Annotated in this window: 16 protein-coding genes and 1 tRNA gene; 11 read left to right on the top strand and 6 right to left on the bottom strand. The window is 65.3% G+C overall.

The window, feature by feature from the left end; genetic code table 11:
• Position 1 precedes the first annotated feature (1 nt).
• The gene (locus ACPVPU_RS10330; protein WP_448657860.1) at positions 2-1,204 is read right to left on the bottom strand and encodes an efflux RND transporter periplasmic adaptor subunit; all 1,203 of its coding nucleotides are present in this window, start codon (positions 1,202-1,204) and stop codon (positions 2-4) included.
• 252 nt (positions 1,205-1,456) lie between these two features.
• On the opposite strand from ACPVPU_RS10330, the gene ACPVPU_RS10325 reads away from it, so the two are divergent.
• Positions 1,457-1,795: a PilZ domain-containing protein gene (locus ACPVPU_RS10325; protein WP_448657859.1), complete on the top strand. Its 339-nt coding sequence runs from the start codon at positions 1,457-1,459 to the stop codon at positions 1,793-1,795.
• A 57-nt stretch (positions 1,796-1,852) separates the two neighbouring features.
• Here the strand turns inward: ACPVPU_RS10325 and ACPVPU_RS10320 are convergent, their stop codons facing one another.
• Both ACPVPU_RS10320 and ACPVPU_RS10315 read right to left on the bottom strand, forming a co-directional pair.
• Positions 1,853-2,593, bottom strand: coding sequence for a sulfite exporter TauE/SafE family protein (locus ACPVPU_RS10320; protein WP_448657858.1), 741 nt, complete (start codon positions 2,591-2,593; stop codon positions 1,853-1,855).
• A gap of 24 nt (positions 2,594-2,617) precedes the next feature.
• A tRNA-Ser gene (locus ACPVPU_RS10315) sits at positions 2,618-2,707 on the bottom strand.
• Positions 2,708-2,918: 211 nt separating this feature from the next.
• Here ACPVPU_RS10315 and ACPVPU_RS10310 point away from each other — a divergent pair.
• From ACPVPU_RS10310 to mazG, 10 genes are all read left to right on the top strand, one after another.
• A complete protein-coding gene (locus ACPVPU_RS10310; protein ID WP_448657857.1) occupies positions 2,919-3,938 on the top strand; it encodes a lytic murein transglycosylase in 1,020 nt (339 codons plus the stop codon).
• Positions 3,939-3,951: 13 nt separating this feature from the next.
• On the top strand, positions 3,952-4,833 hold the full coding sequence (locus ACPVPU_RS10305) for an SPOR domain-containing protein (protein WP_448657856.1): 882 nt from the start codon (positions 3,952-3,954) through the stop codon (positions 4,831-4,833).
• Positions 4,834-4,866: 33 nt separating this feature from the next.
• On the top strand, positions 4,867-6,027 hold the full coding sequence (locus ACPVPU_RS10300) for a D-alanyl-D-alanine carboxypeptidase family protein (protein WP_448657855.1): 1,161 nt from the start codon (positions 4,867-4,869) through the stop codon (positions 6,025-6,027).
• A gap of 3 nt (positions 6,028-6,030) precedes the next feature.
• Positions 6,031-6,678, top strand: coding sequence for a dTMP kinase (tmk, locus tag ACPVPU_RS10295; RefSeq protein ID WP_448657854.1), 648 nt, complete (start codon positions 6,031-6,033; stop codon positions 6,676-6,678).
• A complete protein-coding gene (locus ACPVPU_RS10290) occupies positions 6,675-7,667 on the top strand; it encodes a DNA polymerase III subunit delta' (protein ID WP_448657853.1) in 993 nt (330 codons plus the stop codon). The genes tmk and ACPVPU_RS10290 overlap by 4 nt, the downstream gene beginning before the upstream one ends.
• 40 nt (positions 7,668-7,707) lie before the next feature.
• Complete coding sequence (metG, locus tag ACPVPU_RS10285) at positions 7,708-9,204, top strand: methionine--tRNA ligase (RefSeq protein WP_448657852.1); 1,497 nt, start codon at positions 7,708-7,710, stop codon at positions 9,202-9,204.
• Positions 9,201-9,983, top strand: a complete 783-nt coding sequence (locus ACPVPU_RS10280; RefSeq protein ID WP_448657851.1) for a TatD family hydrolase — start codon at positions 9,201-9,203, stop codon at positions 9,981-9,983. The genes metG and ACPVPU_RS10280 overlap by 4 nt, the downstream gene beginning before the upstream one ends.
• Entirely contained in the window at positions 9,980-10,747 is a 768-nt protein-coding gene (locus tag ACPVPU_RS10275; protein ID WP_448657850.1) for an MBL fold metallo-hydrolase, read from the top strand. Before ACPVPU_RS10280 ends, ACPVPU_RS10275 begins: the two co-directional genes overlap by 4 nt.
• Positions 10,744-11,346 (top strand): retropepsin-like aspartic protease family protein, encoded by a 603-nt coding sequence (locus ACPVPU_RS10270; protein WP_448657849.1) that lies wholly within the window; start codon positions 10,744-10,746, stop codon positions 11,344-11,346. The genes ACPVPU_RS10275 and ACPVPU_RS10270 overlap by 4 nt, the downstream gene beginning before the upstream one ends.
• 139 nt (positions 11,347-11,485) lie before the next feature.
• Positions 11,486-12,232, top strand: a complete 747-nt coding sequence (gene mazG / locus ACPVPU_RS10265) for a nucleoside triphosphate pyrophosphohydrolase (RefSeq protein WP_448657848.1) — start codon at positions 11,486-11,488, stop codon at positions 12,230-12,232.
• A gap of 8 nt (positions 12,233-12,240) precedes the next feature.
• Here the strand turns inward: mazG and rmuC are convergent, their stop codons facing one another.
• From rmuC to recR, 3 genes are all read right to left on the bottom strand, one after another.
• On the bottom strand, positions 12,241-13,650 hold the full coding sequence (rmuC, locus tag ACPVPU_RS10260; RefSeq protein ID WP_448657847.1) for a DNA recombination protein RmuC: 1,410 nt from the start codon (positions 13,648-13,650) through the stop codon (positions 12,241-12,243).
• A 101-nt stretch (positions 13,651-13,751) separates the two neighbouring features.
• Positions 13,752-14,279, bottom strand: a complete 528-nt coding sequence (gene def, locus ACPVPU_RS10255; protein ID WP_448657846.1) for a peptide deformylase — start codon at positions 14,277-14,279, stop codon at positions 13,752-13,754.
• 31 nt (positions 14,280-14,310) lie between these two features.
• The gene (gene recR / locus ACPVPU_RS10250; RefSeq protein WP_448657845.1) at positions 14,311-14,907 is read right to left on the bottom strand and encodes a recombination mediator RecR; all 597 of its coding nucleotides are present in this window, start codon (positions 14,905-14,907) and stop codon (positions 14,311-14,313) included.
• Between the last annotated feature and the right edge of the window lie 40 nt (positions 14,908-14,947).

Genomic DNA, 14,947 nt, shown 5'->3' with positions numbered 1-14,947 from the left:
CTTACTCCGCCGAGCTGGCTTGCGATGCCGGCGGCGTCGTCAATGGCTGGGACACCGGGGCAGCGTTGGCAGCGCGCGGCTTCAACGGAACCTGTTTCGGAGTGACGACCATGCCCGGTTGCAGCGTGGTGATGCCCGTGGTCACCACCTTGTCATTCTGGTTCAGTCCTTCCTTGACGACCCGCAATCCCTCGACCGGGGGGCCGGTTTCGATCGGGCGCGGTTCGATCTTGTTGTCCTTGCCAAGCACATAGACGAGCTTGCGGGTCTGGTCCGTCACAACCGCCTCTTCGGGCACCAGCATGGCCCGGTAGGTGCCGGAACCGAGCAGGCGCGCACGGCCGAACATGCCCGGCGTCAGAAACCCGTCGGGATTGCGGATGACGGCATGGGCGCGGATCGTGCCCGAATTGGGATCGATGGCATTATCCACGAAATCCATGCGGCCGCGCCAGTTCCAGCTGCTTTCATCGGCCAGCTGCACTTCGACCGGATTGGGCGTGTTGCGGGACGAGCCCCGCTCGCCTTCCCGATCCTGACGCAGATATTTCAGGTAGAAGCTCTCCGCGCCTTCAAAGGTGAACCAGATCGGATCGACGGTGACGACGCGGGTCAGCACCGTCTGTCCCTCGCTCACGAAATTGCCCTTGCTGACCCGGCGATTCGATACCCGACCGCTGATCGGCGAGCGGACCGTCGTGAAGCCGACATTCAACTGGGCGGTATTCACACTGGCGCGCGCTGCGGCGACATCGGCCTCCGACGTGCGGACCGCCGCAAGCTTGGTTTCATATTCCTCGCGGCTGATCGCCTGGGCCGCGACCAGCTTGTCCGCGCGCGCAAGTTCCGACCGGGCATTGGCCAGTGCCGCCTGTGCCCGCTGAGCCTGGGCCTGCGCCTGGGCGAGGGCGGCCCGATACGGGCGCGGATCGATGACAAACAGCGGCTGCCCCTGACGGACATTCTGGCCATCGGTGAACAGAATCTGATCGATCGTTCCCGAAACCCGGGCGCGCAGTTCGACATCCTGCACCGCTTCGAACCGGCCGGTATATTCATCCCAGTCGACCACCTCGCGGACCAGCGGAGTGGAAACCGTTACCTGCGGGGGCGGGGGTGCCTGTGGTGCAGGCTGTGCCGAGCAGCCGGCCAGCACCAGCACACCCATGAACGCCGCCGTGCGGCGGAGGTCAAACCCCTGCATATCGCCAATTCCCTGTTTGTATCATGTCATGTCACGCGGCATCGACTCGGCCGACCGCCGCTTAGGTGCGAGTGCGAACAAGCACCTTCAAGGGGCACTGGCAACATTTATTGAACCGATGCGTTCATTTTGTGCGTGGCATGGTTGTTGCAGCCGATGGGCCGTGCAAAGGGCCTTGCCGCAAGGTGTGTCGGCCGGCCGGCGGGGATCACGATTAACACCGCGTTAGGCATCCTGGACTAGGCTGTCGTCATGACCGATCTTGCCCGCCACGCCATTTTTGCCGCCGAGTTCGAGCCAGCGATGCTGTTCACCGGACGGGGTACGCCGCGCGCGCCGGTTTCGCTGGATGCCAGGATCGGGCGGGGCGGATTGGACCGCACGCTGTGCAAGGTGACGGACCTTTCTCGGGACGGGGCGCGGCTGGAAACGTTCAGCGAACTGAAGCGCGGCAGCCTGATCTGGCTGACCATTCCCACCATCGGCCCGCGTATCGCAGAAGTGCGCTGGACCGGCGATTTCGAGGCGGGCGTGCGGTTCCGCGAACCCTTGGACGAGGCGGATTACGAGCGACTGGCCGGGATCGCCTGAACCGAGCGCCAGCCAACAAGCTGCGGACAACGCGTCCGAGGCGTGGCATCTGCGCTCCTACGAAAAGATCAGCTTCGCCCCCGCCACGATCAATACGAGGCCAAGCGCTTGCAGCAGCCGTGCCGACGGCAGCTTGGAAATCCCGAATTGCGTGCCCAGCAGCGCACCGGCGATGACGGCACCGATGAAATAAGGCAGCTCGACCGGCAGGCGTCCGACACTGTTCAGGTTGCCGGCCAGTCCGGCGATCGACACCGCTAGGATGAAGCCGGCGGAAACCCCGGATGTGCGACGCACCGATTCCCAGCCTAGAAACAGAATCACCGGGCTGAGGAAAATGCCGCCGCCCGTTCCGGTCAGCCCGGACAGCACGCCGATTCCAGCCCCGACGGCGACCGCGATCAGCGGATGGGGCGGCTGCGGATCGCGAAGGGATGGCAGCTGCCTGGGCCAGAGCAATCGAGCCGCACCAATCCACAGCAATATGCCGACCAGCGGCCGGTAGGCGGCGCTGGACAGCGTGATGCCGCCAGCCACGAAGGCGGCAGGGACCGCACCGATGACGAACATCGCCAGCAACCGCCAGTTGATCTGATCGGCGCGGGCGAAACGCAGGGTGGTCAGGCTGGCCACGATGATGTTCAGGACGAGCGCGGTCGGCCGCATCGTCGCCGGGGCCACCGAAAACAGCGCCATGATCGCCAGATAGCCCGACGCGCCAGCATGACCGACCGACGTATAGAGCGCGGCCGCCAGCGCCATCAGCGCCATGACGACCATCACCGTGCCAGCGTCCATTCGCGCCCCCGTTTGCGACCATGGTGGCGGAAGAGGTGGGATTCGAACCCACGGATGGGTTGCCCCATCGCTGGTTTTCAAGACCAGTTCCTTAAACCACTCGGACACTCTTCCCAAGCGAGGGCCGGACCACAGCCTGCGCCGAAAGGGCCGGGAATGCCGGCCCCTGCGAAGCTGGGTCCAGCGTTGACGCCGCCCGTCCGTCCCATAGCATCGGTGCCGAAAGCCGCAAGCCGATCGGCCGGTCCCGACGATCGGCCGCAAAATCGGTCATTCTGCCGGGCGGGGCTTTCAACACCGGCCAACGCTGTGGCACAGAGCCGGCATGTCGTTCCGAAAACTGTTCGCCGCCGCCATCCTTGCCATGCTGGCCACGCCCGCCATGGCCCAGGATGAGCCTGGGTTTCAGGCCTATCTGCGGCAGTTGCGGGACCAGGCGGTGGCAGACGGCGTTCGTCCCGCCACGGCCGATGCCGCCATCGCCGGGCTGACCTACAACCCGCGGGTGATCGAACTGGATCGCGGTCAGCCGGGTGGCGTGACCAGCAATGCGATCCCGCCCTTTGCCCCCTATCGGGACCGGCACGTCACCCCGGCGCTGATCGCGCGGGGGCGCAGCGCGTATCAGCGCAATCGGTCTCGGTTGCTCGGCATCGAGCGCGAAACCGGCGTGCCAGAGGCGGTGATGGTGGCCATCTGGGGGCACGAAACCAGTTACGGCGCGGTCATGGGCGGGTTCGATCTGCCAAGGGCCTTGGCCAGCCTGGCCTATGAGGGGCGGCGTCGCAGCTTGTTTGCCGGGGAGTTCATTGCGGCGCTGAAGATGATCGATCGCGGCGTCCCGCGCGAACGACTGGTCGGCAGTTGGGCAGGGGCGTTCGGCGGGCCGCAATTCCTGCCGTCGGTCTATCTGCGGCTGGCGCGCGACGGCGATGGTGACGGCATGGCGGATATCTGGCGCAGCGACGCCGACACGCTGGCGTCGATCGCCAATTACTTCGTCAACGCCGGATGGCGCGCGGGCCAGCCCTGGGGCATTCCCGTCACAGTGCCACCCGGGTTCGACCGGTCGCGGATGACCAGCCGCAGCGTGTCGCCCCGCTGCCCGCGCGTCCATGAACGGCACAGCCAGTGGCGCAGCATGGCGGAATGGCGGGCGCTGGGGATCGCGCCGCAGCGGGGGGTGTGGCCCGACGATGCGATTCAGGCGACCCTGCTTGAACCCGACGGTCCGGGCCGGACGGCCTATCTGCTGACCGGCAATTACCGAGTGATCCTCGACTATAACTGTTCCAACTTCTACGCGCTGTCCGTGGGGCTGCTGGCGGACGAAATCGATGATTGAGAAGGGGGTGGGCATGGGCATCTGGGCGGGGGCACTGCTGGTGCTGGCGACGACGGCCGGGACTGCATTGGCGCAGAACATACCCGGCACCGACGCGATGATGGACGATGCCCCGGCGGGCGCGCCGAAGGGGACGTCGGCCGGGGCGGGGGAAGCGCGGTATGACGCGGTCCTGATGGCGCGAGCCGGGGATACGGGTACCGTACCGGCATTGCTTCATCCGACCTTGGCCGCCGGCAGCGTCGTCGAAGTGACCGCGCTGGATAGCGGTCGGACGGTGCTGCTGGAAATCGCGCGCGGCGAAGCCGGCGATCCCGTGCTGCTGTCGCCCAGTGCCGCATCGGCGCTCGGCATCGCGCCGGATCAGTCGGTCGGGGTGCGGATCCGCCCCGTCAACGCGACCGGACAGGATATGGCGGCACTGCGCCAGGGCATCGCTCCCCAGCGGCTGGATGCGCCCGCTGCATTGCTGGTCGGCCTGCGCAAGCGCCTGCCCACCGCAGCCCGAGTGGCTGCGGCGCGTCCGGCAGTTCAGCCTGCCGCCAATCCAGACAAGCCGACGCCACCGGCATCCGCGCCGCTGACCTTTACCCCGAAGCCGTTCGTGCCCGCCACGCCGCCCCCGGCCAAGCCACAGTCGAGTGCGCCGGTTGCCGTGCCGACCCCTGCGGCAGCATCCACGGCGACGGGATCGCTGTTCGTTCAGGTAGGGGCGTTTTCCAGCCGCGCGCGTGCCGATGCGCTGGCCGCACAGTTGAAAGGTCGAGTCGTTCCGGGGACATCCATCCACCGCGTACAGATCGGGCCGTTTGCCGATCAGGCCGCTGCTGGCAAGGCGCGGGCGGATGTCGCGTCGCGCGGATTTCCCGATGCGCGCATCGTCCAGAACCGCTAAACCCTATCCGTCCTCGTTACCATTGTGAGTGCCATGAAGCGTTTGATCCTGACTTCCCTGATCGCCCTTGCCGTCACCGCGCCTGCCCCTGCCCAGACGCCGCCGTTCGATACGCCGGCACCCGTCGCCTATCTGGTGGATCTGTCGTCCGGTGCCACGCTGTATGCCAAGGATGCTGACCGACGGATGCCGCCGGCGTCGATGGCCAAGATCATGACCGCCTATGTCGCGTTCGACCTGATCAAGAAGGGCGAACTGAGCCTGGATCGCAAGATCGAGGTGCGGCCGGACACCTGGCGCAAATGGCATTCGCAAGGGTCGACGATGTTCCTGGCCGTCGGCGAGCAACCGACGGTCGCGGATCTGCTGGATGGCATCATCACCTTGTCCGGCAACGATGCCTGTGTCGTGCTGGCAGAGGGCATCGCCGGGACGGAGGAAGCGTTCGTCGCCCTGATGAACGCGCGGGCAAAGGAACTGGGCCTGGCCAACAGCCAGTTCGGCAATTCCAACGGCTGGCCGGACGAGGGCCGCACTTTTACCACTGCACGCGATCTGGCGAAGCTGGCGACGGCGACGATCGAACGCCACCCCGATCTGTACAAGCGCTTCTATTCCAAGCCCAGCTTCACCTGGGGCAAGCAGCTGGGTTCCGGGGGTGCGATTACGCAGGCCAACCGGGATCCGCTGCTCGGCCGCGTCCGCGGCGCGGACGGGCTCAAGACCGGCCATACCGAAGAGGCGGGCTATGGCTTTACCGGGTCCGCCGATCAGGATGGCCGACGGCTGGTCATGGTCATGGCCGGACTGACCGGTTTCAACCAGCGGATCGATGAATCCGTCCGGTTCATGGAATGGGGCTTTCGCAGCTGGCAGTCCCGCCCGCTGGTCGCCAAGGGCAAGCGACTGACGATGGCAGACGTTCAGCTGGGCGATGCCGCGCAGGTGGGGCTGGTGGCCCCGCGCAACCTGACGTTGACCGTGCCGGCCGGAACGTCGCCCGATTTCGCGGGCAAGGTCGTCTATGACGGCCCAATCAAGGCGCCGATCAAGGCGGGCGACCATGTCGCCGACCTGGTCGTGACCCTGCCGGGCGGGCAAACGCAGACCATGCCGCTGGTGGCAGAGGCGGACGTTGCGGAAGCCGGGTTTTTCGGCCGGGTCTGGGCCGGGCTGATGTCGCTGTTCGCCTGATCGATGATGCACGGCGTTTTCATTTCGCTTGAGGGCGGCGAGGGCGTCGGCAAATCGACCCAGGCGCGGCTGTTGGCCGATGCGCTCGAACAGTCCGGGCGCCTGGTCGTGCTGACCCGCGAACCGGGGGGCAGCGCAGGGGGCGAGGCGGTACGCGCGCTGTTGATGCAGGGCGATGTCGGCCGCTGGAACGCGCGCGCCGAAACGCTGCTGTTCGCCGCTGCCAGGGCCGATCATGTCGAACGCGTGATCCGCCCGGCACTGGTCGAGGGCAAGATCGTCATCTGTGACCGTTTCATCGATTCTACCCGGGCCTATCAGGGCGTTCAGGGGATGGACGACGCGGCCATCCTGTCGGTGCATCAGTTCGGTAGCGAGGGGTTACTGCCGCATCGAACCATCCTGCTGCAACTGGACGACCGGGCGGGCATGGACCGGGCGCGGGCGCGCGATGGCGGCATCGCCGACCGGTTCGGCGCGCGCGACACGGCGTTTCACCGTTCTGTCGATGCGAGCTTTCGCCGGATTGCAGAGGCGGAACCGGGGCGCGTCCGGCCGGTGGCTGCATCTGGCACGAAGGAAATGGTGCACGCCCGCGTGATGGCGGCGATTGCCGACCTGTTGCCGGATGCGGCCCCGCCGGGGCCATGACGTCGTTGATCGGCAATACCGCGCCCCGCCGGGCGTTTTACGACGCGGCGCGCGGCGGATCGTTGCATCATGCATGGTTGATTGCCGGGCCGGCCGGGGTCGGCAAGGCGAGCTTTGCCTATCAGGCGGCGGCACGGTTGCTTGCCGCCAGCGGATGGGGGGAGCCGTTGACCGATGCTCCCCTGGCCGACGAGCACCCCGTGGCGCGGCAAATCGCCGCCGGGGCCTATCCCGATTTCCGCGTCCTGGCGCGATTGCCGAAGGATCCGGAAAAGCCGGGTGTCGATCTGGCCCGCAGCATCACGGTCGATCAGGTCCGCGCGCTCGGCCCCATGCTGGCGACGCGGCCGAATGTCGGGGATCGACGGGTCATCCTGATCGATGCGGTCGACGACCTGGCGCGCGAAGGCGCCAATGCGCTGCTCAAGAACCTGGAGGAGCCACCGTTGGGCACGGTGTTCCTGCTGGTCAGCCATTCGCCCGGGCGGCTGTTGCCGACCATCCGGTCGCGCTGTCGATTGCTGCGGTTCGATCCGTTGAACGAAACGGAACTGGGCCTCGCCATCGACAAGGCCCTGCCGGAGCTGACATCGGATGATCGACAGGCACTGATCCGCGCAGGCGGCGGATCGCCGGGACGTGCCATCGCCTATGCCGATCTGGGCATTGCCGAACTCGAACGCGCCTTTGCCGCCCTGTTGTCCAACGGCGATGGCGATAACCGCATCCGGCTGCACCTGGCCAAGGCATTGGGCGGCAAGGCGGCACAGGAGCGTTACGAGGCGTTTCTGGCGCGCGCGCCGTCGGTCGTCGCGGATCATGCCCGAACGCTTTCCGGCGCGCCCTTGCGCCAGGCGCTGGATGCCTATGCACAGGTCGGGCGGGTAGCCAGCGTGGCGTTGCCCCAATCCTTCGATGTGGGCGCAACCGTCTTCGAGATCTGCGGGATCATCGCGGCGCTGGCCCCTGTGCACAGCAAAGCGGCCTGAACCCCTTCTACGCCGCGCCATTCCCCGCTAGAGCGCGGGGATGAGCGAGCCTTTCTACATCACCACCGCAATCCATTACCCCAATGGCCGGCCGCATATCGGCCATGCCTATGAGATGATCGCGGCCGATGCCATTGCCCGGTTCCACCGCCAGTCCGGACGGGATGTACGGTTTCAGACCGGCACAGACGAACATGGCCTGAAAATGGTTCAGACGGCGCGAAAGGCGGGCAAGGAAACGCGGGCCTTTGCCGATGAGATGTCGTCCTTTTTCATCGAGATGGCGGACAAACTTGACATCAGCCATGATCGATTCATCCGCACCGTCGAACCCGATCACCACCGCGCCAGCCAGGTGATCTGGCAGGCAATGGCCGAAGCGGGCGACCTGTATCTCGACCGGTATGAGGGTTGGTATTCGGTCCGCGACGAGGCGTTTTACGAGGAAAAGGAACTGACCGATGGGGAAGGGGGCGTAAAGCTCTCTCCCCAGGGCACGCCCGTCGAATGGACGGTCGAGGAAACCTGGTTCTTCCGCCTGTCCAAATATCAGCAGCCGTTGCTCGATTTCTATGCTGCAAACCCGGATTTCATCCGGCCTGAAAGCCGCCGGAACGAGATCCTGCGCTTTGTCGAAGGTGGGCTGGTCGACCTGTCGGTCAGCCGCACCAGCTTCGACTGGGGCGTCGCCGTGCCGGGCAGCCCGGGGCATGTGATGTATGTCTGGGTCGATGCGCTGACCAATTACCTGACCGGGGCAGGCTATCCCGACGCGCCGCAGGGTGACCGGTACTGGCCCGCCGACCTGCATCTGATCGGTAAGGACATCGTCCGGTTTCACGCCGTTTACTGGCCCGCTTTCCTGATGTCGGCAAAGCTGCCGCTGCCGAAACAGGTGTTCGGTCATGGCTTCCTGCTCAACCGGGGCGAGAAGATGTCGAAATCGACGGGCAATGTCGTCGATCCGATCGCGCTGGCCGATCTGGTCGGCGTCGATGCCCTGCGCTATTTCCTGCTGCGCGACATCAGCTTCGGCCAGGACGGGACGTTCAGCGACGAAGCGATTGCGACGCGGGCCAATGCGGACCTGTCCAACAGTTTCGGCAATCTGGCGCAGCGTACGATCAGCTTCATCGCCAAGAATCTGGACGGCGTTGTTCAAGCGGGACGCAGCGATCCCGTGGACGATGCGCTGCTTGACGAGGTCAATGCCGCGTGTGGCGCATTTGCAGGCAGTTTCGAGAAGCTGGACCTGAGCCAGGGCATCGAGGCGTGGATGCGCGGCGTGTTCGCGTGCAACCAGTATATCGACGCACAGGCGCCATGGGCGCTCCGCAAGACCGACCCGGAGCGGATGCATGCCGTGCTCGGCACTTTGGTCAAGGCGATCCGCTTGCTGGCCGAAACCATCCTGCCGGTCATCCCCGCATCAGCCGCCAAGCTGCTGGAGCAGCTGGGCGAAGAGGGGTCGCAGATCGCGCCGCCGACCCCCATCTTCCCGCGTATCGTTCTGGATACCCCGGAGACTGCCGCGTGAAGCTGGCCGACAGCCATTGCCACTTGAACTACAAGGGACTTGCCGAGCAGCAGGACGAGGTGATCGCCCGTGCCCGAGCGACGGGCGTGGCGGCGATGCTGAACATTTCGACGCGAGAGCGGGAGTGGGACGACGTGCTTGCGGTCGCCGAGCGCGAGCCGGACGTGTGGGCCACGGTCGGCATCCATCCGCACGAGGCGGACCAGCATCCCGATGTCGATACAGAAAAGCTGGTTGCCCGGGCGGCGCATCCCCGGGTCGTCGGCATCGGCGAATCCGGGCTGGATTATTATTACGACCATAGCGACCGGGACCGGCAGCGCGCGTCGTTCCGCGCGCATCTGGCGGCATGCCGTCAGACCGGCCTGCCCATCGTCGTCCATACCCGCGATGCAGAGACCGACACCGCCGACATCCTGCGCGACGAGCTGGGGAAGGGGGGCTTTCCCGGGGTCATTCACTGCTTCACCGCCAGCGCCGATTTCGCGCGCATCGCGCTCGACCTCGGCTTCTACATCTCGATCTCCGGGATCGTGACGTTCAAGAACGCCCGCGATCTGCAGGACACGGCGAAATGGCTGCCCGGTGACCGGCTGCTGATCGAAACGGATGCCCCGTTCCTGGCGCCGGTGCCGCATCGGGGCAAGCCGGGGGAGCCGTCTTTCGTCGCCGATACCTGCCGCTTCCTGGCGACGCTACGCGGCGTCGATCCGGAAGCGCTGGCCGATCAGACGCGCGCCAACTTTCATGCGCTGTTCGCAAAGACGATCGCTGCATGAAGGTCCGCATCCTGGGATGCGGCACATCGTCCGGTGTGCCACGGATCGGCAATGACTGGGGGAGCTGCGATCCGGCCGAACCTCGCAACCGGCGGCTGCGCCAGTCGGCGATCGTCAGCACCGATACGACCAGCATCCTGATCGACACCGGCCCGGATCTGCGCGAACAATTGCTGGCCGCCGACGTCGAAACCGTCGATGCCGTGATCTGGACCCATGCCCATGCCGACCACTGCCATGGTATCGATGACCTGCGTCAGGTTATGCACGCCCTGGGTGGCCCGGTACGAGGGCTGGCTCGCCCCTTTGCCGCGGAACAGATCGAAAACCGGTTCGATTACATCTTTCACGGGCTCGCCGGATACCGCGCCAGCGCGACGATGGACCTGATGCCGGACCGACTGATGATCGGCGACATCGATATTGCCGTTGTGGATCAGCCGCATGGCAACATCACCAGCGCGGGCCTTCGCTTTACCGGACCGGACGGCGCGAGCATCGGCTATTCGACCGATTGCCACGCGCTGACCGACGCCATGGCGACGCTATTCCGGGGGGTCGACCTGTGGATCGTCGACGCGCTTCGCCGCGAACCGCATCCGACCCACGCCCATCTGGCCGAAACACTGGCATGGATCGATCGCTGCCGCCCGGGCCAGGCGGTGCTGATCCATCTGGACAACAGCATGGATTATGCGAGCCTGTTGCGGGAACTGCCCGACGGCGTCGTGCCGGCATATGACGGACTGGAAATCACGATATGACCGAAGGGCAGGTGCTGGCCCTGATCTCGACGGTCGCTGTGCTGGCGTTGGTCCTGTCCTCGCTGGTGACGCGCCGTGTGCAGGCACCATTGATCCTGAAATCGGTGCTGGGCTGGCTTGCGATCGGGGCGCTGATTGCCGTGGGCGTCGCGTTTAGGTCCGAGATTTCATGGTTTTTGAACGATGTGGGTGCCAGACTTGGAATGGCGAATCAGCGTGTCGAAGGCCGGTCCGTCCGCGTCCCACGATCCCAGGATGGCCATTATTATGTCATGGCCCGGATCAACGGCGTCGAACGGTCCATGCTGGTCGATACCGGAGCAACGACGACCAGCCTGTCGGTCGATACCGCAAGCGCCGCAGGGATCGAGTTATCCGAGCAGGGACCGTTTGCAGAAGTCCAAACGGCAAACGGCACGGTGATGGCACGTCGCGTCAGGATCGATCGGTTCGAGCTCGGATCAATGTCGACGCAAGACCTTGGCGCGCTGGTCGCGCCGAACTTCGGTGACACCGAAGTGCTCGGCATGAACTTTCTGGAGCGGCTCGGCACGTGGCGGGTAGAGGGAAGTGAACTGGTTTTGGAGCCGCGCGTGTGATCCCATATGGCTATTGTAGCCGCGCCCAGCACACAGGATCAGTTTGTATTTTACATAATGTATATTATCGAACTTGTGCATATGTGGAAGGGGGTGGCTTCTTGAGCCCTCTTCTCGGATCGATGACGGAGGACGATCGGTGATCGAACGATTGGTGGCGATCATGGCGCGCCTGCGCGATCCCGAACGCGGTTGCGAATGGGATCTGGCGCAGAATTTCGCATCCATCGCGCCGTACACGATCGAGGAAGCCTATGAAGTCGCCGATGCGTGCGAGCGCGGCGACATGGCCGATCTTAACGACGAGCTCGGCGACCTGTTGCTTCAGGTCGTCTTCCACAGCCGTATGGCCGAGGAAGCCGGGCATTTCGCGCTGTCCGACGTCGTGGCGTCGATCAGCGACAAGATGGAGCGCCGGCACCCGCATATCTTTGGCGATGGCACCGGCGGTCATCATCTGTGGGAACAGATCAAGGCCGAGGAGCGCGGTGCCAAGGGCGCATCAAGCGCGCTGGACGGCGTGGCGATCGGCCTTCCTGCGCTGCTTCGTGCCGAAAAGCTTCAGAAGCGGGCGGCGCGCACGGGGTTCGACTGGCCCGATGCCGATGGCCCGAGAGCCAAGGTGATCGAGGAAATCGCCGAGGTGGACGGCGCGGAAACGCCGGACGAAGTCGCGGAGGAACTGGGCGACCTGCTGTTCGCCGTCGTCAACTGGGCGCGGCACCGCGGGGTCGATCCCGAAGCGGCGTTGCGCGCCGCCAATGCAAAGTTCGAGCGGCGGTTCCGCGCGATGGAGACACGGGCTGGCGACGCCTTCGCAAATCTGGATCTCGACGCGAAGGAAGCGCTGTGGGTCAAGGTAAAGACCGATCCCGACGCGTTCTGAGCGGCCCCCTATTCAGCCCCCTGCTCGTCCGCCAGTTGCGATACGGACGCGGGACCGGCGCTCAGCTTGCTTAGCGCGCGGGGTGATTGATCGATGACGGGCAGCGGCTCGATCGATTTGCCACCGGTTTCGATGTTCAGCGTCTCGAACCGCTTGGCCGACGTCATCACCTGCGATTCCAGGCTGCCGACAAAGCTGTTGTACGCGCTCACGGCCGTGCCCAGGTTCTTGCCCAGCCTGGCGACATGATCGCCCATGGTGACGATCCGGCCATGCAGCTCCCGGCCCAGATCGGCGACCTGGCGCGCTTCCTTGGCAAGTTTTTCCTGACGCCATACCGCCGCCACGGTACGGGCGATGGCGATCAGGTTGGTCGGCGTCGCGATCAGCACGCGGCGCTCGAACGCATAATCCCACAGCTTTTCGTCATGATCCAGCGCCGCCGACAGGAACTGCTCGCCCGGCACGAACATGATCACATAATCGGGCGTGTCCTCGAACTGGGCCTGATACGCCTTGTTGCCGAGCGCGTTGATATGGGTTTTCATCGACGCGACATGGGCGTTCATGTGTAGGGCGCGTTCCGCTTCGTCCAGCGCGCCATGCGCGTCCTGATAGGCGTTGAGCGAAACCTTGGCATCGATCACCAGCGACTTGCCGCCGGGGATGCGGACGATGGCGTCGGGACGCAGACGGCCACCCTCTGCATCCACGCTGACTTCCATTTCGAAATCGGTATGTTCGGCCAAGCCACAGGTTTCAAGGACGTTGCGTAGCTGCTGTTCGCCCCACCGGCCCCGGGCCTTAGGCGCTGAACGCAGTGCGTTGACCAGCCGCGATGCCTCGCTGCGGACCGATTCCTGGCCCAGCCGCATCTGTTCGATGACACCCGCCAGATTGCCGAAATCCGTTTTTCGCTCCGCCTCGATCCGGCCGACCTGTTCTTCATAGCGCTTGAGCGATGTTTCCACCGGTTGCAGCAGCGCGCGGATCTTTGCCTCGCTGCTGTTCCCGGCCTCGGCGAAACGGGCATCGGCGCGCTTCAGGAACTGGTCCTGGGCATCCTGCAACGCCTTGGCGGCAACTTCGCTGAATTGCGAGCGCAGCTGCTCCTTTGCGGCCTTCAATTCCTCGATCACGCCCTGCGCCGCGCGCAGATCGGAGCGGATCTGGACCAGTTCCAGCCGGGCCACATCCCGGTCGTCGCGCATCCCATCCAGGGCGTCGCGAAGCTCCGGCACCTGCCGTGCCTCGCTGGACGCCTCGGCCAGTTCCGTGATCGCCCGCTTGAATTCCACTTCGCGCAAATCGCGGTCGGCGCGCGCTTCCGCGACGCGACGTTCGCCCAGCCACCACCCGGCCCCCAAGCCCGCCAGCAACGCGAACAAGACCAGCAAAACGACCGTCAACGCATCCATAACCCACCCCCGGAACAGAGCGGGAACTTATGCGGGCAGCGGATCGGCAACGCAAGGGCAGAGGCCCTCCCCCTGCCCTGTTCGACCCTCCGTTCGGCGGATCAGGCGGCGGCCTTGCGCGCCTTGGCCAGTTTCTTGAGGATCATTTCGCGCTTCAGACGGGACAGGTGATCGATGAAGACGATGCCCTGCAAATGGTCCATTTCGTGCTGGATACAGGTAGCCAGAAGTCCTTCGAACACTTCGTCATGGCTGTGGCCCTGTTCGTCCAGCCATTTGACCCGGCACCGTGCGGGGCGTTCGACATCGGCGAACTGCTCGGGCACCGACAGGCACCCCTCGGTATAGATCGAATGATCGTCCGACGGGTCGAGGATCTCGGGATTGACGAAGACGCGCGGCTGACGGATCGGCTTGCCGTCCTCGCCCTCTTCCTCCTGCAGGTCCATCACGATCACCCGCTTCGGCACGCCAACCTGGATTGCTGCCAGGCCGATACCCGGCGCATCGTACATGGTGTCGAACATGTCGGCGATCAGCGCGCGCAGGTCGTCGTCAACCTTGTCCACCGGAGTGGAAATGGTGCGCAGGCGGGGATCGGGCACCTCGATGATCGGAAGTATGGCCATGCGCGTGATTTAGGTTTTGTGCCGGTGCCGGTCAAGCAACCGGGCGGCGGGCGCGCAGGGCCTGGGCCAGCGTCCCTTCGTCCAGATAGTCGAGTTCGCCCCCGACGGGCAGGCCATGGGCCAGCTGGGTCACGCGAACCGGAAACTGCTCCAGCCGTTCGGCGATGTAGTGCGCGGTCGTCTGCCCCTCCAGCGTCGCGTTCATCGCCAGCACCACTTCGTCCACCCCGCCCCCCTCGATCCGGCGGAGCAGCAGGTCGATGGTCAGATCCTCCGGCCGGACGCCGTCCAGTGCGGAAAGTCGTCCGCCAAGCACGTGGAACCTGCCGGGAAACAGGCGGGATCGCTCCAGCGCCCACAGGTCCGCAACCTCCTCGACCACGCAGATCGCGCGGGCATCGCGGCGCGGATCGGCGCAGATCGCGCATGGATCGGACGTGTCGATATTGCCGCACTGGCTGCATGCCGTCAGATGCGCCGACACCGCCGACAGGGCGCGTACCAGCGGCTCCAGCACGGTTTCGCGGCGCTTCATCAGATGCAGCACGGCCCGCCGCGCTGATCGCGGGCCAAGGCCGGGCAACCGCGACAGGAGCTGGGTCAGGGTTTCGATGTCTGGCGATGCCATGCCCGTCATTAGGGGCTTGCATCCCGCCCTGCCAAGGGGT

The organism is Sphingomonas paludis (genome assembly GCF_053502515.1).
The sequence above is the reverse complement of the archived record's forward strand: the minus strand, read 5'-3'. Positions and strand labels throughout refer to the sequence as shown.

Bases quoted from the DNA above. Each gene is read 5' to 3' on its own strand.
- ACPVPU_RS10270 (WP_448657849.1), top strand. From the start codon at position 10,744: ATGACCGAAGGGCAGGTGCTGGCCCTGATCTCGACGGTCGCTGTGCTG.
- recR (WP_448657845.1), bottom strand. From the start codon at position 14,907: ATGGCATCGCCAGACATCGAAACCCTGACCCAGCTCCTGTCGCGGTTG.
- rmuC (WP_448657847.1), bottom strand. From the start codon at position 13,650: ATGGATGCGTTGACGGTCGTTTTGCTGGTCTTGTTCGCGTTGCTGGCG.
- ACPVPU_RS10290 (WP_448657853.1), top strand. From the start codon at position 6,675: ATGACGTCGTTGATCGGCAATACCGCGCCCCGCCGGGCGTTTTACGAC.
- ACPVPU_RS10330 (WP_448657860.1), bottom strand. From the start codon at position 1,204: ATGCAGGGGTTTGACCTCCGCCGCACGGCGGCGTTCATGGGTGTGCTG.
- ACPVPU_RS10275 (WP_448657850.1), top strand. From the start codon at position 9,980: ATGAAGGTCCGCATCCTGGGATGCGGCACATCGTCCGGTGTGCCACGG.
- tmk (WP_448657854.1), top strand. From the start codon at position 6,031: ATGATGCACGGCGTTTTCATTTCGCTTGAGGGCGGCGAGGGCGTCGGC.
- ACPVPU_RS10300 (WP_448657855.1), top strand. From the start codon at position 4,867: ATGAAGCGTTTGATCCTGACTTCCCTGATCGCCCTTGCCGTCACCGCG.
- ACPVPU_RS10310 (WP_448657857.1), top strand. From the start codon at position 2,919: ATGTCGTTCCGAAAACTGTTCGCCGCCGCCATCCTTGCCATGCTGGCC.
- metG (WP_448657852.1), top strand. From the start codon at position 7,708: ATGAGCGAGCCTTTCTACATCACCACCGCAATCCATTACCCCAATGGC.
- def (WP_448657846.1), bottom strand. From the start codon at position 14,279: ATGGCCATACTTCCGATCATCGAGGTGCCCGATCCCCGCCTGCGCACC.
- ACPVPU_RS10305 (WP_448657856.1), top strand. From the start codon at position 3,952: ATGGGCATCTGGGCGGGGGCACTGCTGGTGCTGGCGACGACGGCCGGG.
- ACPVPU_RS10320 (WP_448657858.1), bottom strand. From the start codon at position 2,593: ATGGACGCTGGCACGGTGATGGTCGTCATGGCGCTGATGGCGCTGGCG.
- ACPVPU_RS10325 (WP_448657859.1), top strand. From the start codon at position 1,457: ATGACCGATCTTGCCCGCCACGCCATTTTTGCCGCCGAGTTCGAGCCA.